Here is a 23,857-nt window from a genome sequence, read left to right on the forward strand (position 1 = left end):
AGATTGTGCCGCCGGCGATGCTCGCAGGCGGGACCATGCTGCACAAGATGACCAGCAACCGGAAGACCAGAACGTGAAACAGAAGCGACCGACAGCCGCCCGAGATACCGGCCGCCGCCCCGCGGCCGATACGGGAAAACGCGTGACGGTCGCCCGCGCCCTTTCCAAGCTTGGTTACTGCTCGCGCACGCAGGCCGAAAAGCTGGTGCTTGAAGGCCGCGTCAGCATCAACGGGCGCAAGGCGACTGACCTCACCGCATGGGTCGATGTCGACATGGACCGTCTCGCCGTCGACGGTAAGGCCGTGCTTGCCCAAGAGAAGGTCTACCTGATGCTGAACAAGCCGCGCGGGCTGGTGACGACCAGGCATGACCCGGAGGGCCGGCCGACGGTCTTCGACTGCCTGAAGAACATCGACTCCACCCATCTGTCGCCGGTCGGACGCCTCGACAAGGCGAGCGAGGGCCTTCTGCTGTTCACCAACGACACGGTGCTTGCGCAGCGGCTGCTCGATCCGGAAACCCATGTCGGCAAGGTCTATCACGTGCAACTGACCGGGCAGATCGACGACGCGCAGCTTGCGCAAATGGTCGCCGGCATCGACGAAGGCGGCGAGATGTTGCGGGCCGCCAGGGCCGAACGCCTAAGGGTGGGCGGCCGCAACATGTGGATCGAGGTGGAACTCGAAGAGGGTCGAAACCGCCAGATTCGCCGCATGCTCGATGCGCTCGGCTTCGAAGTGCTGCGGCTGCTGCGAGTTTCGATCGGGACGATCGCTCTCGGTGATTTGCCGAAGGGTGCTGCGCGTAACCTCACCGCCGACGAAATCGCCGATCTGAAGCGGCGCACCGGCCTCTAGGCCCTTCCCGCGGCGCGCAGCCAAACGCGCGATGGGTGGAAATCCACCCACGCCAGCACCGCCATGTTTCCAAATCCACCCAAAGCCGATCCAGGCTCCTGACAAATGCGTCGGATCGTGCGGACAGCCCGTTGTCTGTGCTAAGATTGCGTCCGCAAATGGGGGCATCCAGCACCGGCGTGGGAGGAAACCTTGCCGGCTGGCCATATTTCATCCGGGAGGAAGAAGATGAAAACCCTCAACGCATTGCTCGGCGCCGTTGCCGCCCTTTCCATTTTTGCCGTTTCCGCCAACGCACAGACCTACCCCGAGCGTTCGATCACCATGGTCGTGCCCTTCTCCGCCGGTGGCCCGACGGATACGGTTGCGCGCCTGGTTGCTGAATCCATGTCGAAGGACCTCGGCCAGCAGATCATCGTCGAGAACGTCGGCGGCGCCGGCGGCACGCTTGGCGCCGGTCGCGTCGCCCAGGCCGATCCGGACGGCTACACCGTGCTGCTCCATCACATCGGCATGGCAACCAGCGCGACGCTCTACCGCAAACTCGCCTATGACACGCTGAACGCCTTCGAATATGTCGGCCTCGTCACCGAAGTGCCGATGACCATCGTCGCGCGCAAGGACCTCGAGCCGACCGACCTCAAGGGTCTCGTCGAATATGTGAAGGCGAACAAGGACACGGTCACCGTCGCCAACGCCGGCATCGGCGCCGCCTCGCACCTCTGCGGCATGATGTTCATGAGCGCCATCGAAACGCCGCTGACCACCGTTCCCTACAAGGGCACCGGTCCGGCGATGACCGATCTCCTCGGCGGTCAGGTCGACATCATGTGCGACCAGACGACCAACACCACCAAGCAGATTCAGGGCGGCACGATCAAGGCTTACGCCGTCACCTCGCCCGAACGCCTGAAGGTCTTCCCGGACTTGCCGACGACCACCGAAGGTGGTCTGCCGAACCTGCAGGTTGGTATCTGGCACGGCGTCTACGCGCCGAAGGGTACGCCGGCTGAAGTGACCGAACGCCTGTCGAAGTCGCTGCAGGTGGCGCTCAAGGATCCGAACGTGGTTGCCCGCTTCGGCGAACTCGGCACCGAGCCGTCTTCGGACGCCGACGCCACCCCGGCCGCGCTGAAGACCAAGCTCGAAGGCGAGATCGCCCGCTGGAAGCCGGTGATCGAAGCGGCCGGCCAGTACGCCGACTAATCCACCGCTCATCGCGCCGCGCTCTCGAGTCATCTCGGGGCGCGGCGGTTCTGACATGGGCATGTTCCCGACGGTGTCCGGACAGGCGCCGTCAACAGCGGTTGACAGCTGTCAACGCGACGTTGCCCAATGTGCGAACCCGGCGCGAGCCGGCAATGCCAATGCGGGAGGCCGTCGACGCCTCGGCCCGGCTACCCCGCGAAAACAAATGGGGACACGATGAAATCACTCTCCTTCGATAGCACCAATGCGCTCTGCGGCGGGATCCTGACCGCGGTCGGCCTGTTCTTCGCCTGGCAGGCCTTCAACCTAGAGCTCGGCACGGCCTTCCGCATGGGGCCTGGCTATTTCCCCCTCGTGCTCGCGATCATCCTGACGCTCCTCGGCATCGTGATCCTCGTACAGTCCACCCGCGTCCAGGGGGAGCCGATCGGCGCGATTGCGCTGCGTGGCATGCTCTTCATTTTGCCGGCGCCGGTTTTCTTCGGCCTCACGGTCCGCGGCCTCGGCTTCGTCCCGGCACTGTTCTTCACGGCACTCATCGCCTGCTTTGCCTCCGGCCGCATGACGCCGCTCATGGCTTTGGCGCTCTCCGCAGCGCTGACGGCCTTCTCCGTCGCCGTGTTCAGCTATGGTCTCGGCCTGCCCTTCCAGCGCTTCGGCCCCTGGGTCCAATTCTAGGAGACGCGCAATGGATCTTTTCAACAATCTCGCGCTCGGCTTTGTGACCGCCGGTTCCCCCGCCAACCTGCTCTTCTGCCTCATCGGCGTGCTTCTCGGCACCCTGATCGGGGTCCTTCCGGGCATCGGCGCAACGGCAACCATCGCCATGCTGCTGCCGATCACCTTCCAACTCGAGCCGGTCTCCTCGCTGATCATGCTCGCCGGCATCTATTACGGCGCGCAGTATGGCGGCTCGACCACGGCGATCCTGATCAACATGCCGGGCGAATCGTCGTCAGCCGTCACCGCGATCGACGGCTACCAGATGGCCCGCAAGGGTCGGGCCGGCGCCGCCCTGGCGATCGCTGCCCTCGGCTCATTCTTTGCCGGCACCGTCTCGACCTTCCTCGTCGCGGTCTTCGCACCGCCCCTGACCGAAATCGCCCTGAAGTTCGGCGCTGCCGAATACTTCTCGTTGATGATCGTCGGCCTCGTCTCCTCGATCGCACTCGCGCACGGGTCGATCGTCAAGGCGCTGGCCATGGTCGCCCTCGGCCTCCTGCTCGGCCTCGTCGGCACCGATATCTATTCCGGCACGCCGCGCTTTACCCTCGGCATCCGGGAATATGCCGACGGCCTGAACTTCGTAGCGCTCGCCGTCGGTGTCTTCGGCATCGCCGAGATCCTGCGCAACCTTGAAAACGAACGCACCCGCGAGGTGCTGATGGCCAAGGTCACCGACCTGATGCCGACCAGGGACGACTTCAAGCGCATGTTCGCGCCGGTCGTGCGCGGCACCATCATCGGTTCGGCGCTCGGCATTCTGCCCGGTGGCGGCGCAATCCTTGCGGCCTTCGCTTCCTACACCGTGGAGAAACGCGTCTCGGACCACCCCGAAGAGTTCGGCCACGGTGCGATTGCCGGCGTCGCCGGTCCGGAAAGCGCCAACAATGCGGGCGCGCAGACCTCGTTCATTCCGCTGCTCACCCTCGGCATTCCCGCCAATCCGGTGATGGCGCTGATGATCGGCGCGATGATCATCCAGGGCATCGTGCCCGGTCCGAACGTCGCAAGCGAACAGCCCGCCCTCTTCTGGGGCATCATCGCCTCCATGTGGATCGGCAATCTGATGCTCGTGGTCCTGAATCTGCCGTTGATCGGGCTCTGGGTGAAGCTGCTCAAGATCCCCTATTACGTGCTCTTCCCGATCATCATGGCGTTCTGCTCGATCGGGGTCTACAGCGTCAACTCCAATGTCTACGACCTCTATGCCGTCGCCTTCTTCGGCCTCGTCGGCTACCTGCTGTTGAAGCTGCGCTGCGAACCCGCTCCGTTGCTGCTCGGCTTCGTGCTCGGACCGCTGCTCGAAGAGAACCTCCGCCGCGCCATGATCCTGTCGCGCGGAGACCCGACGACATTCGTCACTCGACCGATCAGCGCCATCCTGCTTCTGATCGCAGCCCTGGTGCTCGTCGTCGTGTTCCTGCCGAGTGTGAATGCCAAGCGCCACGAGGTTTTTGTCGAGGAGGATTGATCCCTGCCCGCCAATTTCGCAACAATAACAATATAATTCAATAGGTTAATCGCCGCGCCCCAATCGGAGGCGCGGCGTTCTTCTGGCTGCGGCATTCTGCCCCTGCGCGGTTTGCCACATTGAGCTTTATCAAGCCGGTCGCCAATCTCTGCCCCATCGAAACAGGAACGAGCCGGGGCGATGACACGTCGCGAGAAGATCAGATGGAACAATGCCGTGCGCATGCTTTGCGCCGCGGCGCTGTTCCTGCTTGGTTTTGCCCATCTCGGCCCTGCCCTGGCCACTCGCCTGCCGGCGGCCGAACTGGCGCTCTATGCCCTGCCCGACGGGTCCCTGCCCGATTTTTGCCAGACCGGTTTGGGTGAAGACGGCAAAGACCAGCCCGGCCATAAACATGTTTGCAGCGCCTGTCGGTTCTTCTGGGCGCTGCTGACGCCGCCGGACGGTTCTCTCAGCGAGCGCCTGGAGGCAAACCGCACACCTGCGATCCGGGTTGCGGCAGTTCGACCGGTGCCACAAGTTCACGCACCCAATGCCCGTCCGCGAGGCCCGCCACAGGTCGTCATCCGGCTTTGACCTCCGTTGACAGCTGTCAACATCCTCCTTCGACGCCCGTCGGCATCGGGGCATCACGCCTCCTTGCGTCGGTCATGCGGACGTTTATCATGCCAGAAACCCTGATCACCACTGCCGCGCCAGCGGCTCCCCCTCGCGCGTCCTCGATAAGGCCGCCTCGCCCGGCCTCGCGTAGTCGTGTCGTCGGCGAAAACCTGACCCTGCTCTATGAGGGCGGACGCAACCGCGCGCTCTACCGTGTCGTTGACGGCTGCGTCGTGCTTTCGCAACTTCTCAACGACGGTCGCCGCCAGATCACCGACGTGCTCGGACCGGGCCGGCTCTTCGGCTTCACTATCGACGGCCGCAACATCGCCACCGCCGAAACGCTGAGTATCGCGCGCATCGAGCCTCTGGGTGACGCGGATCTCAACGCCACCAATCCGGCCGTCGCCAGCGAGTTGAAGACGACGCTTCACCGCATGCAGATCCATGCCACGCTGCTTGGTCGCAAGACCGCCAGCGAGAAAGTCGCCAGTGCGCTGGTGGAACTATCGCGCCTGTTCAATCGGACCGGCCGTAACGGCGCCCCTGCCCGGTTGAGCTTTCATCTCCATCTCACCCGCGCCGACCTTGCGGATTGGCTTGGCCTTACCGTCGAAACGGTCAGCCGCTGTCTCAACCGTTTCAAGCGCGAGGGCCTGATCGACTTCAGCCACCCGAAGACAATGCGTGTCCTCGATCCCGAACGCCTCGAAACGACCGCCGGCTTCACCCGACAACAGACCGGCGAGACGACACGCCCTTGAATAAAACCCGCGCCGCCTGTCCCCCCAATGCGGCCACCCACGCAAAGGAAAAACCATGATTGCGAGACTTGTCTACCACGTGCCGGTGTTCGGCTGGATGCTCAAGGAGGCCGTGCAAGGTTCACAGACGGCCAAGGTGCTGTTTCTGATCAACTGCGCGCTGCTCTGGCTGCTCGCCATCGTCGCCTTCGGCTACCCGGCGATCATCATTCCGGCATTGACGCTGGTGCCGGTGATCTTCGTTCTGTTGATCGTGATCACGATGGGCTGACGCCTATACGGTCCGGCGGCAAGCTTTCCGCGCTGCCGCCGGTTCAAAGCACGCCCCAGCCGCGGTAACGCCCGCGGCCGGTCATCTCGCGGATGCCAAGCTCTCGAACGAGGTTCAGCGCGCCGCGCGGCGTCACCCCGACATGCTTGGCGACCAAAGCTGCCGATACGATCGGCCGCGACAGAACCAGGTCGATCAAGGCCGGCAGACTGCTGTTGGAACGACGATCGCGAATGCGCATGTCCATCTGGGTCTTCGCAAGCGACAGACGGTCGAGTTCCTTGAGACCGAGATCCGCCGTCACCGTCATCGCCTCCAGAAAGGCGCTCCAACGGGTCAGTGCGTCCTGGGACCTCCGTCGCTCATAGCGGATGGTCTTTAGCCCGGTGTTGAACGACAGCAGGTGCGAGGTGACCTTGCCTCTGGAGCGCAGGTAAGCGCCGACCAACAATGACCCCAGCCAATGCTGACGGCGCAGAGGCTCCCTCCGCTCCCAGGCATCGAAGAGCAAGGCGGCTCCAAGACAGGGCGGCAGCTGATCAGCCGCTGCCACCATCTGGCGCCATTCGTCAAGACGCACTTCCTCATCCCACTCTTCGTCGAAGAGCAGGCCGAGCTGTCCCATCGGCTCGCGGGCTGTCGCTAACGCCGTCCGTTCTGCGACTTCCAGCGTGTCCTGGTCATGCGCATCGAGCAGGCGCTGCGAGCGAGCGATGGCGGCGTCGATGGCCGCGAATTCGGCCGCCATCGGATTGCTGTCGCCGTCGTCCTCCGGCTCGCCCCGCTCCGGCTCACGATCGACACCCGCCGCCTGCCGTGTTTCGGCCGGCGCAAGTGAAGGGATATCGAGCTCCAGGGCTGGGCTCTGTTCGCCGCTGAGTGTTGCAAGCCCCTGGGCAGAAAGGGCCCAACCAGGCTCGCCGAGCCAGATGCGGCGGCGGACTTTCAGGACCGAATGGGCGATGGTCAACTCGTGGGTCGGCGCTCGGGCGTCCATGTGCGCATCGTGCAGCACAAGATCCTCGACATGAACGAGTTCGCCCGCCACCCAAAGTGCTGCCGTCGCATCGAAGAAATGCCCGCGCTCGCGGTACCCGTCTTCGACGACATGACGGTTCGTGCGCTCATCGAGCCGCGCCAAGGCGTCTTCCGCCGAAATCATCAGCGGGATCAGCGTTGGATGGTAGGGATCGGGAGACTGGTATCGCATTTTGAAAATAAACGGTTCCTGCGGATGTGGAACGTAACATGAGAATCACTTCCCCCACAGGCAGGAGACGCTTTCTCCACCGCTTGAAGACCAGCAAGCTGCGCCGCCTGATTTCGCAAACGACGACGGGGCGAATATTTCTATTCAAACAGGACTTGCATGTGTCTCGGCGCACGCCAATGTGTTGACAGCTGTCAACCGTGTTGATGTCTCGTCTATCAACGCCAAACCCGGTCAGTGAGTTGAGTACCATACTCGCTGTTTCCCCCAGCCATACCGTGTTCGCAATCCACGCGGCAGTGAGATCCAACTATGCTTGGTGCTTTGTCGCTTTAGTTTACCCTTTCGCGACCCAGCTTTTTGGGGGGAGGGCGCTCGGCTTTAAACTAGCAACCTGTTGACAGCTGGCAACAGCCCGCGAGTTCGCCACCTGAACGGATTCTGCCGCTAGAACGGGCTCTAACAAGGGAGGACGCTCAATCATTCGGCTCGAGATCGAGAAATTCGAAGTCTTGTACGCTGAGTCCGCGCAACGGAACTGAACCGCCCCTTCCTTTCCAAAAGAAGGAGAAACAGCAATGTTTTCTGATGGGTGGCGAGGGTCTGAAAACAATCTCAGACGTAAGAATAACGTAGAGATGTCAACGAATCCCTGCACTTACAGTGTCCCGCATTTCAACGTCACAGACAAGCCAAAGCGTTTCCGCGAGAGGCGACGCTCATGCCCCCTGTCGCTGTTCATCCGCTCACGGCCACCACTCCGGCCTGGGCTCGCAAGCGCGCCGACAGCATCGCCGACACGGTGAATGTCTGGTTTCTCGCGCGGCGCGTCAGGTCCCGCAGATAGCCCCCAGCCGAATGAATGTGCTCGGATCGTTCAAGAAGGCAGGCGAGTACCGTTGCCGTCGTTTCGGGACCAAGCACCGTGCACGCCTCGTCGTAGGCCTCCGGGCTGACGCCGAGCATCGTCCTGACAACGGTTGCGGCTAGGAACATGTCCCGCCAGTTGCCAATTCGCCCGGCTGGTCCATAGTCACGGATCTGCGGGCAGGCTTTCAGCACCACCGGCAGCGCGCCGATATGATCGTGAAGGCGAGAAAGGCCGGGCGACTTTGCACTGCCTGCAACGGTATCATCATCCGCGGTGCATGACGTCTTGGTGCCAGCCAGATCCGAAAATGCCGCTTCAGGTCTTTCACAAGCGTTTTCAGATTCAGATTGATAATCGGATTCTGAACTCTGTATGTGCCGCTCATACTGGCGTTCATTGGCAGCCGTATTCTGCGTTTTCAGCAAGTTTTCCAGGTAATTAGTCAGATTGTCGCGGAGTGCCGACAAAACGGCGAGGGCGCGCTCCACTTCGGTGATCAGCGGCTTGCGCGACAGTGCCGTGTAGACCGCCTGGCACTGCGTTTCCGCTTCTTCCGCTTGGAGGACATCGGACTGGCGCAGGAGCTCGACGAGCTTGACGACGTCGCGCCGGCAAAGGCTCAGACGTTCGCGCATCACCTGCAGGTAGCGACGATCCGCTTCCAGCCGTGCCGCTTCCGCTGCGAACTCGGACGCCCGTGCAAGCATCGGGGCGAGATCGAAGCCAAAGGCCTGGCCGATCGCGCCCTTGCGGTCACGCCGGGCGTAACGCTTGCCGTTGGGACTGTCGCGCCTGAGGATGAGCCCAGCCTCGACAAGCGCCGTCAGATGCCGCCTCAGCGTCGTCTCGGCCATGCCGTGCGTACGGAGCGAAAGCTGCGCATTCGACGGAAACACGACGAGGCCGGCGGCCCGGTCGAGTTCGGCCTTTGGGTAAAAGGACAGCAGTGCGTTCAGCACCGCAAGCGAACGGTCGGAAACCCCAAGGCTTGTCTTGGCGGCACATACCGTTCGAAACAATTTCCATTTGTCGACGCTCCCGTCGTCGACGGCCGGAGCGCTGGAAAGTTGGTGTGCCAACATCCCAAGCGTCATCGACCGCCGCCCGAAGGGCGTCGTGACAATCCCACGATCCATTCTTCTTCACCTTTTCCAAGGCAAAAGAAATCCGTTCGCCGAAACGACGTTGAAAACTCTTGACACCGATTCGCGGAAATGGGATTCTCTAGTTGCTACACGAGAGAAGGGTTTCCGCAGCGCTAGTCGTTCGGAAGCCTTTTTCTTTTGCTCAGTTAGTCTCCTGTTTCCTCTTGATATTCGAGGTACAGAGATTTGAGCCTCTGCCTCACGAAATCTGCAAAGCCTGGTGCCGTCTTGCTGTTGAAGGCAAGCGTCGTCTCGACGTCCGTTTCACGGATACGCACCGGGATTGTGTTGTCTGGCGCCAGCCATGGGATAGGCCGGGCACGCGCCCTGGAGGCGCTTAAGAAGGTGCACAAGGCGTCGAAACGCTGATCGCTGCCGGCCTTCTGGAATTCTCGGCCTTGCGTGAAGGCGGCTGCGGCCTCCGGCTTGCCATCTTGTGCGAGAAGCTCAGCGAGTTCAAACCAACGGCGCCGTCCGATCGATGGTGCCGGTCCGATGGCCTCGATCAGCGCAATCGGTAGCCGGCGAACAACAGAAATCATCTTCGACAGGGCGGCTTTGTCGACACCCAGCGCCGACATGATGATCTCACGCGAAAACCCGCGATCCTCAAGGCGGCCGCCAAAGAGCGAGCGCTCGATGAAGGAGAGGTCGGAACGGGTGTTGTTTTCCTGTCCCTGCGAGACGACCAATTGCTCGTCATTGAGATTGCGAACGACCGCACGAACACTGCTACCGATGTCGCGGGCAGCAGCCAGGCGGCGATGGCCGTAGGCGACCTGGTATCGCCCCTCGATGGTTGGATGCGGCCGGACCAGGATGGGCACCTGTTGTCCGTGCTCTCGCATCTGTTCAGCGAGGCTCAGTTGCGCGTCGGCCGCAATCCCGAGGCGATCGACGATGAAGGATGCGTCGATGAGCGCCGGATCGAGTTCGACGACCGCTTGCCCTTCGGCAAGTTGCCGCTCGAGCTCCTGGGCGCGTTCGACCTTCTGCGTGATGTTCGACAGCGACCGGGTGATGCCACCGACAGCAGTCGGGGGGCGGGCACCGGCCATCAGCCCGGCGATCGGGCGGTCGTTGCCCGGTGCGCCGTTGGCATCGTCGACGCGTTCCTCCGATATCCCGATCAGGTTCTTACGGGCCATGGATTACTTCCTCCCCCAGACCTTGCGGACCAGGTCCTCGATCTCGCCATTGACGAGGTTGAGAGAGTCCATTGCGCGGTCGTAGGTGCCGCGGACAAACTGCGAGCGCTCGACTTCATAAAGCGTTTGCTTTGTTACGCCGGCGTCGGAGATAGCTGTCGACTTCACCATGGCGTTCTGCAGCATGCGATTGCCGAAAATGGCGCGCATGAAACCGGTCATCTGGCTTTGAGGGCCGTCGTTCGGCTCAAACCGTGTTCCGAGATAGCGCATCCAGTCATAGCTGGTGCGGCCACCGGCTTTTTCGACGACGCTCATCAACTCACTCGTCATCGACAGGAACTGCGACATCGACATGACGTCGAGCATCTGCGGATGCACGGTGATCAGGACGGACGTTGCGGCACAGAGCGCCGACATGGTGAGGAAGCCGAGCTGCGGGGGGCAATCGATGACGACGATGTCGTAGAAGCTCTCGATATCGGCGAGCACATCGCCGATGCGGGCGAAGAAAAGGGTTTCTGCAGCCCCGCCCGTCATCATCGCCTTCGGCGTTTCGTGCTCGAATTCCATGAGTTCGAGATTGCCGGGAATGAGATGCAGATTGGCGGTGTAGGTCGACCGCACGATATCGGCGATCGACCGCGGGGCGTCATAGCGGATCGCGCCGTAAAGCGTCTCGCCTTCTCCGACATCCAACTCCGGTTGATGGCCGAAGAGGGCGGAAAGCGAAGCCTGCGGATCGAGATCGATCGCGAGCGTGCGGTAGCCGCGAAGTGCCAGATATTGGGCGAGGTGGGCTGAGGTCGTCGTCTTAGCCGACCCGCCCTTGAAGTTCATCACAGACAGGACCTGCAGCTTTTCATCGCCGCGCCGGTGCGGGACATATTTGCCCGACTTGCCGCCATCGTCGAGAACGCGGCGAATGCGTTCGATGTCGGAAACGGCATACATGCGCCGACCGTTTGACAAGGGCGCTGGGCCGTGGCCCTCTGAGGCCACCTGCCTCAGATAGCCTTCGCCGATTCCGATGAAGGCTGCCGCTTCGGCAGGGCTGAAGAGACGCATCTGCTTTTGCGCTTGCGGGGGGAAGATTTTCTTTTGGTGCTGCTGCAGCTGATGGGCAAGCTCCAAAGCATCGGCAGCCAGAAGCGTCGGCAGATGCTCCTGTGCGTCCTGGCTTTGAATTTTTTGCTGCAACATTGATATCCCCGAAAACTGCGCAAAAATCGTCATATCCGGACAATATGCGCAGATGCACTATGCTCCGATTCGGCGCGGTTTTACAAATGCATAGCGTTTTGACGGAGGTGCTGCCCTTGCGGTGGAAAGCGAGCTTGTGAAGCGGCCGAGTTGTCCGCGGACAACTTCCCTTCGGGCACGTTCGCGCATCTCCAACTAGAGCATAGATTTAATAGACTATTGACAGCGGATCTGATTGTGTCAGGATTGTGTTCAGTTGGCGATTGGATGCATGGAGCTTCCTGATGTTCTATCTCGGTGGAATGACCCTTGGCTATCTTGAGCCGCCCCCGCCTGTGCCGAAGGCGATGAAGACAAAGCGGCAGGCGGAAGTGGATGTCGCCTCGACGACGCTCGACAAGGCGACGTGCGAAGAGTCCGATCGTAATCAGGAATGGGCGCGCGCGTTCCTGACGCCGTGGCACCTCCTTTACTGAGGAGTGAGGCGTGGCGCCGAACTGCGCCGCCCAAGCGTTGACAGCTGTCAACGTGAAAGCCGTTTCAGCCGCCGTGGAAAAGCGCAAATCGGCGAGGGAAGGGCTGTTTCGCGGCTGCGAATTGATTAAGTTCGCTGTCATGGACACCAAGCAAGATCGATCCGTTTCAAGTGACCCGCCTGGCGATGCGGCCGACAGTCAGGGGCAGGTGCTATCGCTGCACCAGCGCATCCTCGGTGACGTCGAAGGGCGCATTCTTTCCGGGGAGTGGCCACCCGGACACCGCATCCCGTTCGAGCACGAACTGACCGAGCAATATGACTGCTCGCGCATGACGGTGAACAAGGCCCTGACCGAACTCGTCAAGCGCGGGCTGATCGAGCGGCGGCGCAAGTCGGGAAGCTACGTTACCTTTCCGCAGGTCCAGTCCGCCGTCATGGAGATCCACGACGTTAAACTCGAAGTCCAGTCGCTGGGGCTCGATTACAGCTTCCGCGTGGATGAGCGAAAAGTGCGCAAGGTCGAAAGCCGGGATCGTGAACGCCTGGATCTCCCGAGCTCGGGCAAGCTGCTGGACGTAACGTGCCGGCATTTTGCCGGCTCGCGTCCCTTTTGCTTCGAGGAGAGGTTGATCAGCCTTTCTGCGGTTCCGGAGGCCGAAGAGGAAACATTCGAGACCGCGGCGCCCGGTTCGTGGCTGCTCGGCAAGGTACCGTGGAGCACGGCCGAACACCGCATTCGTGCCGTGGCGGCCAGCAAGTCGGCAGCGCAGGCGCTCGGTATCGCCACCGGCACAGCCTGCCTCGTCATCGAGCGGCGGACCTGGAGCGGACGGGCGCCGGTCACGCATGTGCGGCTCACCTATCCCGGCGACCGCCACGAACTCGTTGCGCAGTTCGCGCCCAGCCCCATCGGCTAGTCGAAGGATCGGTTGTCCGCGGACAACCGATGAAGCAGGCCCTCGATCGGCGGTTCGGCGCCGATTATCCTGCGGCGAGGCGCAGCTTCGGTGCCGGTTCGTTGCCGGAAAAAGCGAAGACCTCGATGGGTTCACCGATGCCCCTGACCGGGTAGGCGCCGAGATGCTCCATGCTCGAGGCGCAGCCGGCCAGCTCGACGAAGGCGCGCGACAACAGCACCGGGCGTTTGGTTTCCTTGGTCAGGCTCTCAAGCCTTGAGGCGATGTTGACGGCGGGGCCGATGACGGTGAAGTCGAGCCGGCGGCGCGAGCCGATATTGCCATACATCACGTCGCCGACATGCACGCCGATGCCGTAGCCGAGCGGCTCGCGACCTTTCGAGAGGTTGTCCTGGTTCAGGACGGCGATGGCTGCCTCCGCCTCCCGGATCGCCTGGAGCAGATTCTCCGCGGCGTCGGGGTTGCTTAGCGGAAAGATCGCCAGCAGCCCGTCACCCATGAATTTGAGGATCTCGCCTCCATGGCGCTCGATCGGTTCCGACATGGCGTCGAAATAGGCGTTCAGCAGTTCGATCACGTCGTCGCGCGGCCAGAGATCGGAAAGCTTTGTGAAATTGCGCAGGTCGCAGATCAGGATGGCGGCACCGACGGTGACGCCGCTGCCCCGTGTGGTGGCGCCGGCAAGGATCTGTTCGCTCGCGTGCGGGCCGACATAGGTTTCGAGCAGCGTTCGGACGAAACGGTTCTTCAGCCTGATTTCACTGACCAGCGCCAGCGCCGGCACGATCTTCGCGAGAAAGGCCAGATGTTCGTCTTCGAAGCCGCCCTTCCGGTCGCTGGCAAAGGTGACGATGTGGCGTTTGCCGAGCGTGTGCTCAAGCGGCCAGGCGATGTATTCGGTCAGGCCCTCGGCCCTGAGGTCAACATAGAGCGAGCTCTGTTCCTGCTCTTCCGTCAAGTCCTCGAGGTTGGTTCGAACCTCGGTGCCACCGTTATTGATCACGTAGAGCGGGCTGTTGAGGTAGAGAGCGGTGTTCTGGGTGCCATAGTCGTAGAGATCGATTTCGCCCTCGGCCAGCCCCTTGCGCCACAGGATGCGAGCGCCGAGCCATTGCGGATGGTTGATGCGGAAGTGCAACGTGGCGCGCGCAACCGGAATACCGGCGGCCTGCAGCCGTTCGCCCAACTCGACAAGGATATTGTCGATGAAGCGCTCGTTGCGCGTTTCGATGATCAGCCAGTCGAGCACGCCTTGGCGTCGAGCCGGAAAGCTGCCATCCTCGGGTGAAGGCGAGGGGGCCTCAGATGGGGTCTGCATTGCTGTTCTCCATGGCGCTCAAGCGGGTAAAGCCGCGTAAGCCGAACGATGTATCGCAGCAAATGTGGAGCATCGGCACCGCCTTGATAAGGGGCAACCTGAAAAGCTTTTGAGAAATCTGGGGCGGCATGCCGCCGCTTCTGTCAGACGATCGGGCGTGCCGGCGCGGCCGCAGGCCGGCTTCCGTCGATCAACGGCAAGTGCAGGCGCACCCGCGTGCCACGCCATGGACCGGTGAGAATGTCGATACGGCCGCCGTGGAGCCGGGCGATCTCACGCGCGAGATTGAGCCCCAGCCCGGCGCCGGTGGAGCGCGGACGCAAGCGATAGAAAGGTTCGAAGACGCGATCGCGCTCCTCTACCGGAATGCCGGGGCCTTCGTCGTGGATTTCGAGCCCGCCGGCGGCATCGACCAGAACGGTGATCGTGCCGGCACCGCCGCCATGTTCGATGGCGTTGCGCAGAAGGTTGGCGACAGCCTGCTCGATCTGCCGCGGCCGCGCGCTGACCAGGGCGCCCGGCGCTTCGGCTTCGAATGCCAGCTCGTAGCCGGCTTCGAACGCAAGCGGTGCGAAGTCCGCTGCCATGACCCTCCCGAGAGAAACGAGGTCGACCACCTCGATCGGGCCGCCGGCATGTTCGAGGACTTGCCGGTCGAGAAGCTGCTGGGCGAGATGCGACAGGCGCTCGATATCGAGCCTCAGGCGGGTGGTTTCGGGGTCTTCCTGCAGAAGCTCGGCGCGGGTCCGCAGGATCGCGATCGGGGTGCGCAATTCATGGGCCGCATCGGTCAGGAAGCGGTTGCGCTGGTCGTATCCCTCTCCCAGTCGCGCCAGGGCCCGGTTGAAGGCCCGCACCAAAGGGGCGATTTCGGTCGGCACTTCCTCGGTTTCGAGCTGCACCGCGCGGTTGTCGATGTCGATGCGCCCCGCCTGGTCGGCGGTCGAGACGAGGCTCGCGAGCGAACGGCGCACGACGGCCGGCGTCGTCAGCAGAGTGGAGACGCCCATGACCAAGACGATCGGCAAAAGAAAGCAAAGGACAACAAGCACGAGCGTCGGCATGACCTCCATCCACGCCGTCCTGCCGTCGAGGTCGCGCGCCATATCGACATTGATGCTGATCTGCACGTCCAACGGCTCATTGTCGCGGCGGGAGGAAACGGTCGCCGCGAGGATCTGGACCCGGCCGGCTTCGGTCTCGACATTGTGGAGGACAGCGTCCGGAAGCGTACCGCCTTCTTCGAAAAGTAATTTCGCCCCCTCCACCCGTTGCAGCAGGTCGCCGCCGGCTTCTTCATAGGGAACAGGGACGTTTCCGTAGCGCACGACCTGGCCGGCGGCGTCGCGGACGATGTACCAGAGATTGGGATAGGACTGGCGAAGCTCGCGCAGGTCCTCGGTCTCGTGCACGGCCAGCACGCCGTTCGCGTCGCGCCCGACGGCGCGGTCGAGCACATCCAAGGCGGCTTCGTTGTCGACGAGCAACCGTGGCTGGGCGATGAACACGCCCAGGAAAAGCAGGCCGATGAAGACGAACAACGTGGCCGCCTGCAGGAGGATCAGCCGACGGACGAGGACCCATTGCAGCGAGCGCGGACGAACCTTGATCATGTCGTCGCGCGCAGGAGATAGCCGAGATTGCGGATCGCCCGGATTTCGACGCCGGCGCCGACGTCGTCGAGCTTGCGGCGCAGGCGCGAAAGATGGGAGTCGAGCGCGTTGGATTCGATCTCGTCTTCCATGGCGTAGACCGATTCTTCCAGCGTCGCCCTGAGCACGGTTCGGCCGGGCCGCCGCATCAGCGCTTCGAGCGCAAGCCGTTCTCGGCGCAGGAGGTCGAGAGGCTTGTCGTCGACGGCGGCCTCCCGGTGGCGGAAGTCGTAGATGAGCCGCCCGACCTTGGTCTGCTCCGATTTGAGCGTGACCGGACGGCGCGCAAGCGCGCGCAGCCGCGCCATCAGTTCCTCGACGGCAAAAGGCTTGGAAAGATAATCGTCGGCACCGGCATCGAGCCCGCTGACCCGGTCGTTGATCGATCCCAATGCCGTCAGCATCAGGATCGGCGCCTCGACGCCAAGGCTTCTGAGCTTCGGGATAAGATCCAGCCCCTCGCCATCCGGCACCCGGCGGTCAAGCACGACCACGTCATAGGGCCAGAGTTCGGCAACGGCCTCGGCGTCGGCGAGCGTCGAGACATGATCGACGATCACCTGGCGCCGCGCCAGGGCAGCCTTGAGGGCCGAGGCCATCTCCGGCTCGTCTTCCAGCAGCAAGATGCGCATGCCACTTTCCCTTCTGTGCCCGCATCTATGCGGGTCGCTGATCCGTCACGTCGACTGCCCGAGGCGTCACTCGCATTCCAGCTTCGGCTGGCGGAAGTTGGTGATGTACCAGCGGCCGTGCTGCATCCGGGCGTAGAAGCTATAGAAGCACTCCTGTTCCTCGACATAGCCCGGCGTCGAATACTCCTCGTAGCGCATTCCGCGCCGGGTGTCCCTGATTTCGCCGCTGGATGTGCCGGAGACGACATTCGTTGAGATCTTGCGCCATTGATAGGCGCGCTCGTTCCAGCCGAGATCGAGAACATTGGTGGGCGGACCATAGTCGATGATGACGGATTCGACCGGCTGGCCGATATAGGTCTTCATCGTATCGGATGCACAGCCGGCCAGCAGGGCGGCGGTGGCGGCGAACCAGGCGAGGGTGCAAAACCCCTTAATGGAGAGCATGGCGGATCCCGGTTTTCCTGCAGCGCCAGTCGTCCACGGGACGCGCGAAGCCAGCAGTTGTCGTTGACGTGCCGCCCGTCCGGAACGACTGCGATCCGGAGCGATGCGACGGCTGACCGGGAGCTAAAGGGCCAAGATTACAGGGGCATTGCAGGGCCGGCGCGAAGCTGGCGAAAGCTGCGCCGACGAAGCCGGTGGCGGGGGCAACGGATGTCGTTACTGCCGAAGAAGCGCTGCATGCTTCCTAGGCAGCGCGGTCTGTGTCACGTGTTTGCGCTACCTTGGGATCAGCCGCGTAAACCAGGCCCGGCTTGACGATCCACTCGCCCGTGCGAAGTGCCAGTACATCAAAGCCGCCGCTCACCAGGCGCGGTGCCACGCCGACGAAACGATAGACAAGGCCCTCTCCGTCGCGCACGGATTCCCGTATCGGACAACCGCCCAGAGAGCCGATAACGTCGCCCTCGAACGCGACATCCACCAGCATGAAATATTCCGTCGGCAGACGGCGGCTGGCTCTGGAGGAGAGTTTGAACCCGTTTGTGAATTTCATAGTCTTGCTCGTCTGTGACGCCTTCGGAACCGGACATGCCGGTACTGGCAAGCGTCTGCGCTGTTCTGTTGCTTTCGCGTCCGAAGCCGGGTGGGTTGCCGCCAACGCAAATCCGGCCGATCACAGGAAAGGTGAATGCTGCGGCACCGGGTGTTGCGGCGCGGCACGTCTCAAGCCATCCAAAAGCGGCACCAGCATGGCAGCATGCCTGAGGCAAAACGACCTACAGGCACATTGCCGCCCGCTGCTTCTATCGCGCGGATCGGCATAGGATTTCGCCTGGGAAGATGGGATGGGAAGATCAGAAAAGCATAAGGGGAGGGAGTGCAGTGCGCTTGGATGATTGCGCGCGACGCTAGCAGAGCATCGCGGTTTGAGCTGGACGCAACTCGCCGCCAAACAGCGGGCTGAGGGTCGGTTCGGAGAGCAGGAACCCTTGCACGTGCGTTGCCCCGGCGCCTTGCGCGGCCTCAAATTGTGCATAAGTTTCAACACCTTCGACCACAACGACGGGAGCGACGCAGGACGCCAGACCCACCATGTGCAGAAGGAACCGCTCCGCGTCGGGACGTCCGAGCCGCAGGAAGAAGCCGTCGATCTTCACGATGTCGACGGGCAGGGACAAAAGTGCCTCCGGCGTCGAAAATCCCGTTCCGAAGTCATCGACGGCGACCCGATATCCAAGCTCTCGTACGCTTCGAACGAAACACCCGGCCGTCGGGAGCGCTGAGATCGGCAGGCTTTCGGCGAGTTCGAGCACGAGGCGCGATGCCAGCCCCCGATGGGTCGACAGCAGATCCAGGAGCAGCGTCCGGTTACGTTCATCGCAGATGCTTCCGACCGAGATGTTGCAGCCGAGGTCGCCGGTTGGATGATGCGCCAACCAGTCGAAGGCGAGCGTGAGCATGTGCCTGTCCAGCGCAGCAATGCGGCCGGCCGCCTCCAGATAGCGTATGAACTCGCTGGCGGTCATGACCTCGCCGTCGGGTCGGATGATCCTTCCCAGACACTCCGAATAGAGCACGGTGCCGACATCGGCGACGGCATTGACGTGTTGAAGTGAAAACCCGACGCGCCCTTCTTTTGCTGCGTGGTCGAAGATTTCCACAACACGGTCAAACATTTAAACTCCATTGGCTTGGACGCGGGTCCGGATGCAGCCACCGGCTCACCAAGTGAGCCGGTGGCCAGTTCCTCGTTATTGGGCGGTCTCCGGCTCCGGTTCGACAACAACCACCGTCTGCGGCGGCAGCGTGCCGCGGATTTCGTCGATCTTGCCAACGGCGGGGCCGACCCCGAGAATCCCCTTGGCTTCGTCGACCATGTCGTCGGTCACCACGCCATCCTTGGTGAAGCCCGCTAGCGCCTCGCGCAGCGCTTCGTCGCTCAGCGCAGGATCGGCTGGGATGGCGTCGACGCCATTTTCCGCCTCGAACTGCGCATAGGCGATTGCGTAAGCGGAAACGGCCGCCATCTTCGGATCGTTTGAATTGAGATAGGCGTGGTAGTTGCGGTTGAGCGAGTTGAACCCTCGCTTAGACTCGGGCGCCACAACGGGATCGACTACCGGATCGACCACCGGGTCCGATGCAACCACGACCGATTTGGCGGGTTTCTCGGCTTTTGCCGATTTGGCTGCCTTGGTCGCCTTGGTCTTGCTGCCGGAGGTCCCGGATTTGTGCTGCGATTTTCCACTGGACTTGCCAGTGCTCGTTTCCTTGCTTCCGCGGGAAGTGTCGGATTTGCTGTGGCCAGAACCGCCACCGTGGCTCCCGCCATTGCCACCACCGTTGCCCCCGCCGTTACCGCCGCCGCCACCATTGCCACCACCGCCGCCATTGCCGCCTTTGGCGTAGGCGGAATCGATCAGGCTCAGGGAACCGGCAGCCATTGGCGCGACTGCCAGCGTCAGCGCCATGATGCTCCGGACGATCAGCTTCGTCACAGGCATAGATATCTCCTCATTTCCAACTGGTCGTTCTCATTTGCTTACGGATCGAGACACGACGTTCGATGTGAAGACGATATCTGCGCCTCCGAGACGGCGCCATCGGCCCCCGACCATTGCCTTTTCGCCTAGGACCTAGGTCCTATTCCGCAGCATCAAAGGTCCGAACAGTTCGGTCGCGATGGCTGCGCCATTGACCCTGTCATGAGAGTGGTTAGGTTGGCGCGGCCTTGCTACAATCGTCGCGCCGCACGAGCCGGCGGCCCGATCCGAGAGACCTGGTGCGCGTCCAACAGCTTATCACCCGCTGGAATTCTCAATCTCTAGCCACCCAGTTCCTGCTGATCGGAGGAGCGGTCGCCGCTTGTGCGATGGTTCTGGTCGGCGCCTTCGTATCGAACAGGATCGAAGACGCAGTCACCCGGAATTCCGCCGCAACGACGGCGCTTTACGTCGACAGCGTGATCGCGCCGTTGCTGCCCGATATGCAGACGAATGAAGTGCTCGATGAAACGGTTGCCCGTGCGCTGGACGAGACCCTTGGCCAGGGCGCGCTCGGCGAACGCCTCCTCTCGTTCCGCCTTTGGCGTGCGGATGGCACGCTTCTCTATTCGAGTGACCAGGCGGCCGTCGGCACCAAGGTGGAGCCAAGCGAGGAACTTCAGACGGCATTTTCAGGCAAAATGGTCGCCCGCTTCGACCAGGCCGGGGATGGGACGGCGGACAGGGCTACGGCCGAGCCGGCGCTTGCCATCTACAATCCGGTGCTCCAGCCCTGGTCCGGCCAGGTGGTGGCCGTGTCGGAATTTCATGAGGTGGCCAATGATTTCGAACAAAGCCTCAATCAGGCGCGCGCACACACCTGGTTGGCGGTCGCAGCCTTCACGCTTGCCTTCTTCGTCGTGCTGTCGGCGATCGTGCTTCGGGGCAGCAAGACGATCGAGAGCCAGCGGCATGCGCTCGCCCAGCGCGTCGACGAGCTTTCGGCATCGCTGGCGCAGAACGAAACGTTGCGCGGCCGGCTGCAGCGCGCGTCGCAGCGCGCCACCGCATTGAACGAAAGCTATCTGAGGCGCATCGGCGCGGACCTGCATGATGGCCCCGCCCAACTCGTCGCCTATGCTTCGCTAAGACTGGGCAGCGAGACCTTGAAGCGCGACGCGACGCCGGCGGCCACCCGTGCGCGCGAGATCGGCGCGATCAAGGCGAGCCTCGACGAGGCGATGCAGGAGATCCGCACAATCTGCGGCGGCCTGGTCCTGCCGCAGATCGAGACGGCCGGACTGGCAGAGATCCTGCAGCGTTGCGTGAAGGCCCATCAGCAGCGCACAGGGGCGGCGGTCGAGCTCGCCCTGGCCGATCCGCCGGACCGTCTGTCGCAGGCGGCAAAGATCTGCATCTACCGCTTCGTGCAGGAAACCCTCAACAACGGCTACCGGCATGCCGGCGGCGTGAGGCAGCAGGTATCGCAACGAACAGTCGGCGACCGTGTCACCATCGAGGTCGCCGACGGCGGACCCGGATTTGATCCGGACAAAGTTCCGCCCACAAGTCTTGGTCTTGCCGGCCTGCGCGAACGGATCGAAAGTCTCGGCGGAACGTTTGAGCTCATCATCGAGCCGACCGGCACCACCGTTCGCATGACGACAAGCGTCAAGGAGATCTGACAATCATGACGTCAAGGATACGCGTTGCCGTGGTCGACGACCACCCTCTGTTTCGCGAAGGCGTGACCCGGAGCCTGTCGGAGATCGAGGGGTTTGAGATCGTCGCCGAGGGCAGTTCGAAGGACGACGCGACCGGGATCGCGCAAAGCCTCGGACCGGATGTGATGCTCATGGATATCTCCATGCCGGGCGGCGGGCTGGAGGCGATACCGGCGATCCTGGAGGTCGCTCCGTCGCAGAAGATCATCATGCTCACGGTTTCCGAAGACGGAGATGACGTGACCACGGCGCTCGACCGGGGTGCCACCGGCTATGTGCTGAAGGGCGTCGGCGCCTCGGCGCTCGCCGAGGTCATTCGCACTGTCGCTTCGGGCGAGCGTTACGTGGCGCCGACCCTGTCGGCCAAGCTTTTGTCGACGAAGGGCCCGGCTCAGCCTGGAAAATCCGGTCTGGTCGCAACCCTGACGCCCCGCGAGAAAGAGGTTCTGCACCTGGTGGCCGCCGGCATGAGCAACAAGCATGTCGCCATCGAGCTGGACCTGCAGGAAAAGACCGTGAAGCATCACATGACGCAGATCATGACGAAGCTCGGGGTCGCCAACCGCACCGAAGCGGCAATGGTTCTGCGCGACGCGCGCGAGCTTTAGTCTCTGAGACCGACCGATACCGTCGCACCGCCGACGCTGATCGGCGGCGCGTGCTAATGCGCCAGGGTCTCCATGCGCTGCTTGTCGGCTGATGTCGCGCGCCGGTTGATGATCGTCCGTCCGCGGGCATCCTTCATGATGTAGCGCCCCTTCCTGACTTGCTCGGTTATGCCGCCCTTGTGACGGATACCGGTTTCGCCATCGTCGGTGGCGTCTTCATTTGCACGGGAGGCCTTGGAGTTTCCGCCGGAACGGTTTTCGTTGGAATTCCCGTTTCCATTGCCGTTGCCACCGCCATTGCCGTTATTGCCGCCGCCGTTCCCGTTCCCTCCGCCATTACCACCACTATTTCCACCGCCGTTGCCGCCGCCACTATTGCCGTTCTTGGCGAGGGCGACCGTCTCGGTCATCGACAGGCCTGCACGGGTCAGATCGAGCTTGTAGGGAAGGGTCGTCACCAACAGGACCGCGGGCCAGAAGAATGCAGCAAGAAAAATCCGGCGATTGGGCATTTCAGTCCTCTGGCGATGTCGCGGCACAGGGTGGGCACGCTCCGGCGGATACCGGCAAGTTCGACTTTGCTCATGGCCGGCATGGCCAGTCAACGCGCGTCTGCGCTGGTTACGCTTTCCCAGACCTTTCCCCGGCGACGGCCGGACAATCGTCGGATTCCCTTAGGACCAAAGTCGGGTTCAATGCGTCGTCGTTTGGCGGCTGTGGCCTGCGCTCTTGCCGAGCAGCGACCGTGGCGTGACGGGTAGTCAGGCGATGGCGCGATTGAAATTGTCATGCACGCCGTTGCATCGTTTCATTTGGCCATATTCTCGACACCGAGATCGTTGACGTCTCCGGCAGGCTGGGACCACCCGGCGCTCATCGAGCGCCCGCTCCTGCGCCTCTTCGGAGGCCCGGGGGCGGGCGTTTTGCGCCTTTTGAAAGATCAACACTTGTCACACGACAAATCGACCGGGCACGTCAAGAAACGCATCGTGCTGCATTTTCCGGGCTTCGAGCCGCTGGATGCCGTCAAGCATCAGGCGCGCTACAAGCGATCGGCGGTCAAGACGGCGAGACTTCAGGATTTCGATGTTCAGGTCGGGCAGGTGGAGAGCGAGGGACCCGGCCGCTATTTCGACGTGGATAGCCAGGGCGCCTACTGGCAGACGGCCAGCCGCGTCTACATCTTCGATCACGACGAGATCGTCCGACGCCTGAATGGCCGGGGCACGCTGCATCGAATGGTCGCGGGCTACCTGAGCGCCCTGCGCGTCGTCTGGGAAGGCGGCGCATTCGGCTACTTCCGGCATGCCTGGCGGTTCGGCCTGTTCTTTCTCTTTCCGTTCCTGCTGGTGGCAATTGGCGTCGCGGGGAGCGTGTTGATCGGCACCGCCCCCTACTGGCTTGCGCTTGAATCATCGCTTCTCGTCCTGAGCGCGATCGTCGCCTACCTGGTCTTTTTCAAGCTGTTTCTCCCCTGGTCGGAGCGGTGGCATACCCTGCATCTCTTTTCCGACTGGGAGCTGGCGGTTGCCGTTGCACGTCTGGAAAAACCATATTTAAAGCAATGGGTTGAAGACAGCCTGGCATCCGTGCGGGCCGCGCTCAACGAACCGGCCGACGAGTACGTCATCAGCTCTCACAGCATGGGCTCCAGCATCGCCACCCAGGTGATCGGCGCCCTGGTGGAGCGGGAGCCAGGCCTCTTTGCCGGAAAACGCATCGTCTTCGTCACGCTCGGCGGCGCGATCCTGCAATGTGCGCTGCTGCGCTCAGCCGAAGTGTTGCGCGCGCGCGTCGGCGCCATCGCCCGGGTGAAGGATATCTTCTGGTTCGACGTCCAGTGCCTGACCGACGCGATCAATTTCTACAGATGCCAGGTGGTGGCGCTTGCCGGACACGGCGATGCGCCTCAGCCGCCCATCGTTTACATCCGGCTCAAGCATATGCTGTCACCGGAGCGCTATGGCCGGATCAAGCGCGACTTCCTGCGTGTGCACCGCCAATACGTGCTCGATGCCGACGTTCGCGCGCCCTTCGATTTTACGATGATGACGGCCGGGCCGCTCCCGGCCGCCTCATTCGCCAACGCGGCCTGAAGGCAAACAGTCCTGTCGGGGCAGGGCT

General features: G+C 62.6%; 24 protein-coding genes. 12 read left to right on the forward strand and 12 right to left on the reverse strand.

What is annotated here, in order from left to right:
• Positions 1-73 precede the first annotated feature (73 nt).
• The 7 genes from ASD01_RS05520 (at position 74) to ASD01_RS05550 (ending at position 5,897) form a co-directional block, all read left to right on the forward strand.
• The gene (locus tag ASD01_RS05520; protein WP_034787707.1) at positions 74-859 is read left to right on the forward strand and encodes a pseudouridine synthase; all 786 of its coding nucleotides are present in this window, start codon (positions 74-76) and stop codon (positions 857-859) included.
• A gap of 228 nt (positions 860-1,087) precedes the next feature.
• A complete protein-coding gene (locus tag ASD01_RS05525) occupies positions 1,088-2,065 on the forward strand; it encodes a tripartite tricarboxylate transporter substrate-binding protein (protein WP_034787709.1) in 978 nt (325 codons plus the stop codon).
• Between the two features lie 219 nt (positions 2,066-2,284).
• Positions 2,285-2,746, forward strand: coding sequence for a tripartite tricarboxylate transporter TctB family protein (locus ASD01_RS05530; protein ID WP_034787711.1), 462 nt, complete (start codon positions 2,285-2,287; stop codon positions 2,744-2,746).
• Positions 2,747-2,756: 10 nt separating this feature from the next.
• Positions 2,757-4,262, forward strand: coding sequence for a tripartite tricarboxylate transporter permease (locus tag ASD01_RS05535; RefSeq protein WP_034787722.1), 1,506 nt, complete (start codon positions 2,757-2,759; stop codon positions 4,260-4,262).
• 180 nt (positions 4,263-4,442) lie between these two features.
• A complete protein-coding gene (locus ASD01_RS05540; protein WP_034787727.1) occupies positions 4,443-4,838 on the forward strand; it encodes a hypothetical protein in 396 nt (131 codons plus the stop codon).
• 89 nt (positions 4,839-4,927) lie between these two features.
• Positions 4,928-5,626 carry a helix-turn-helix domain-containing protein gene (locus ASD01_RS05545; protein WP_060582305.1) on the forward strand — a complete coding sequence of 233 codons (699 nt, stop codon included), beginning with the start codon at positions 4,928-4,930 and terminating at the stop codon, positions 5,624-5,626.
• A gap of 55 nt (positions 5,627-5,681) precedes the next feature.
• Positions 5,682-5,897, forward strand: a complete 216-nt coding sequence (locus ASD01_RS05550) for a hypothetical protein (RefSeq protein WP_034787730.1) — start codon at positions 5,682-5,684, stop codon at positions 5,895-5,897.
• A gap of 43 nt (positions 5,898-5,940) precedes the next feature.
• On the opposite strand, the gene ASD01_RS05555 is transcribed toward ASD01_RS05550, so the two are convergent.
• From ASD01_RS05555 to repA, 4 genes are all read right to left on the reverse strand, one after another.
• The gene (locus ASD01_RS05555; RefSeq protein WP_060643619.1) at positions 5,941-7,107 is read right to left on the reverse strand and encodes an RHE_PE00001 family protein; all 1,167 of its coding nucleotides are present in this window, start codon (positions 7,105-7,107) and stop codon (positions 5,941-5,943) included.
• 738 nt (positions 7,108-7,845) lie between these two features.
• Positions 7,846-9,114 carry a plasmid replication protein RepC gene (gene repC, locus ASD01_RS05560; RefSeq protein ID WP_060643620.1) on the reverse strand — a complete coding sequence of 423 codons (1,269 nt, stop codon included), beginning with the start codon at positions 9,112-9,114 and terminating at the stop codon, positions 7,846-7,848.
• Positions 9,115-9,269: 155 nt separating this feature from the next.
• On the reverse strand, positions 9,270-10,271 hold the full coding sequence (repB, locus tag ASD01_RS05565) for a plasmid partitioning protein RepB (protein WP_060582302.1): 1,002 nt from the start codon (positions 10,269-10,271) through the stop codon (positions 9,270-9,272).
• Positions 10,272-10,274: 3 nt separating this feature from the next.
• A complete protein-coding gene (repA, locus tag ASD01_RS05570) occupies positions 10,275-11,471 on the reverse strand; it encodes a plasmid partitioning protein RepA (protein WP_034787965.1) in 1,197 nt (398 codons plus the stop codon).
• A 287-nt stretch (positions 11,472-11,758) separates the two neighbouring features.
• Between repA and ASD01_RS05575 the strand changes: the two genes are divergently transcribed.
• On the forward strand, positions 11,759-11,950 hold the full coding sequence (locus tag ASD01_RS05575) for a hypothetical protein (protein ID WP_034787749.1): 192 nt from the start codon (positions 11,759-11,761) through the stop codon (positions 11,948-11,950).
• Between the two features lie 139 nt (positions 11,951-12,089).
• Positions 12,090-12,869 (forward strand): histidine utilization repressor, encoded by a 780-nt coding sequence (gene hutC, locus ASD01_RS05580; RefSeq protein ID WP_051659117.1) that lies wholly within the window; start codon positions 12,090-12,092, stop codon positions 12,867-12,869.
• A 64-nt stretch (positions 12,870-12,933) separates the two neighbouring features.
• On the opposite strand, the gene ASD01_RS05585 is transcribed toward hutC, so the two are convergent.
• The 7 genes from ASD01_RS05585 to ASD01_RS36115 form a co-directional block, all read right to left on the reverse strand.
• Entirely contained in the window at positions 12,934-14,187 is a 1,254-nt protein-coding gene (locus ASD01_RS05585; protein ID WP_034787751.1) for an adenylate/guanylate cyclase domain-containing protein, read from the reverse strand.
• Between the two features lie 143 nt (positions 14,188-14,330).
• The gene (locus ASD01_RS05590; RefSeq protein WP_060643621.1) at positions 14,331-15,800 is read right to left on the reverse strand and encodes a sensor histidine kinase; all 1,470 of its coding nucleotides are present in this window, start codon (positions 15,798-15,800) and stop codon (positions 14,331-14,333) included.
• Positions 15,797-16,471, reverse strand: a complete 675-nt coding sequence (locus ASD01_RS05595; protein WP_034787757.1) for a response regulator transcription factor — start codon at positions 16,469-16,471, stop codon at positions 15,797-15,799. The genes ASD01_RS05590 and ASD01_RS05595 overlap by 4 nt, the downstream gene beginning before the upstream one ends.
• 66 nt (positions 16,472-16,537) lie before the next feature.
• Complete coding sequence (locus tag ASD01_RS05600) at positions 16,538-16,918, reverse strand: hypothetical protein (RefSeq protein ID WP_034787758.1); 381 nt, start codon at positions 16,916-16,918, stop codon at positions 16,538-16,540.
• A gap of 244 nt (positions 16,919-17,162) precedes the next feature.
• A complete protein-coding gene (locus tag ASD01_RS05605) occupies positions 17,163-17,471 on the reverse strand; it encodes a hypothetical protein (protein WP_060529307.1) in 309 nt (102 codons plus the stop codon).
• Between the two features lie 355 nt (positions 17,472-17,826).
• Positions 17,827-18,579, reverse strand: a complete 753-nt coding sequence (locus ASD01_RS05610; RefSeq protein WP_244495189.1) for an EAL domain-containing protein — start codon at positions 18,577-18,579, stop codon at positions 17,827-17,829.
• A gap of 90 nt (positions 18,580-18,669) precedes the next feature.
• Positions 18,670-19,422: a hypothetical protein gene (locus ASD01_RS36115; RefSeq protein ID WP_060529309.1), complete on the reverse strand. Its 753-nt coding sequence runs from the start codon at positions 19,420-19,422 to the stop codon at positions 18,670-18,672.
• Positions 19,423-19,700: 278 nt separating this feature from the next.
• On the opposite strand from ASD01_RS36115, the gene ASD01_RS05620 reads away from it, so the two are divergent.
• Together ASD01_RS05620 and ASD01_RS05625 are read left to right on the forward strand one after the other, a co-directional pair.
• Entirely contained in the window at positions 19,701-21,086 is a 1,386-nt protein-coding gene (locus ASD01_RS05620) for a sensor histidine kinase (protein ID WP_034787765.1), read from the forward strand.
• Positions 21,087-21,091: 5 nt separating this feature from the next.
• A complete protein-coding gene (locus ASD01_RS05625) occupies positions 21,092-21,733 on the forward strand; it encodes a response regulator (protein WP_034787767.1) in 642 nt (213 codons plus the stop codon).
• A 53-nt stretch (positions 21,734-21,786) separates the two neighbouring features.
• Here ASD01_RS05625 and ASD01_RS05630 read toward each other — a convergent pair whose 3' ends face one another.
• Entirely contained in the window at positions 21,787-22,245 is a 459-nt protein-coding gene (locus ASD01_RS05630) for a hypothetical protein (RefSeq protein WP_034787769.1), read from the reverse strand.
• A 276-nt stretch (positions 22,246-22,521) separates the two neighbouring features.
• Between ASD01_RS05630 and ASD01_RS05635 the strand changes: the two genes are divergently transcribed.
• Positions 22,522-23,829, forward strand: a complete 1,308-nt coding sequence (locus ASD01_RS05635) for a hypothetical protein (RefSeq protein WP_244495190.1) — start codon at positions 22,522-22,524, stop codon at positions 23,827-23,829.
• The last annotated feature ends 28 nt before the right edge of the window (positions 23,830-23,857 follow it).

This window comes from Ensifer sp. Root423, from assembly GCF_001426275.1.
In the GTDB taxonomy this organism is placed as follows: domain Bacteria; phylum Pseudomonadota; class Alphaproteobacteria; order Rhizobiales; family Rhizobiaceae; genus Ensifer; species Ensifer adhaerens.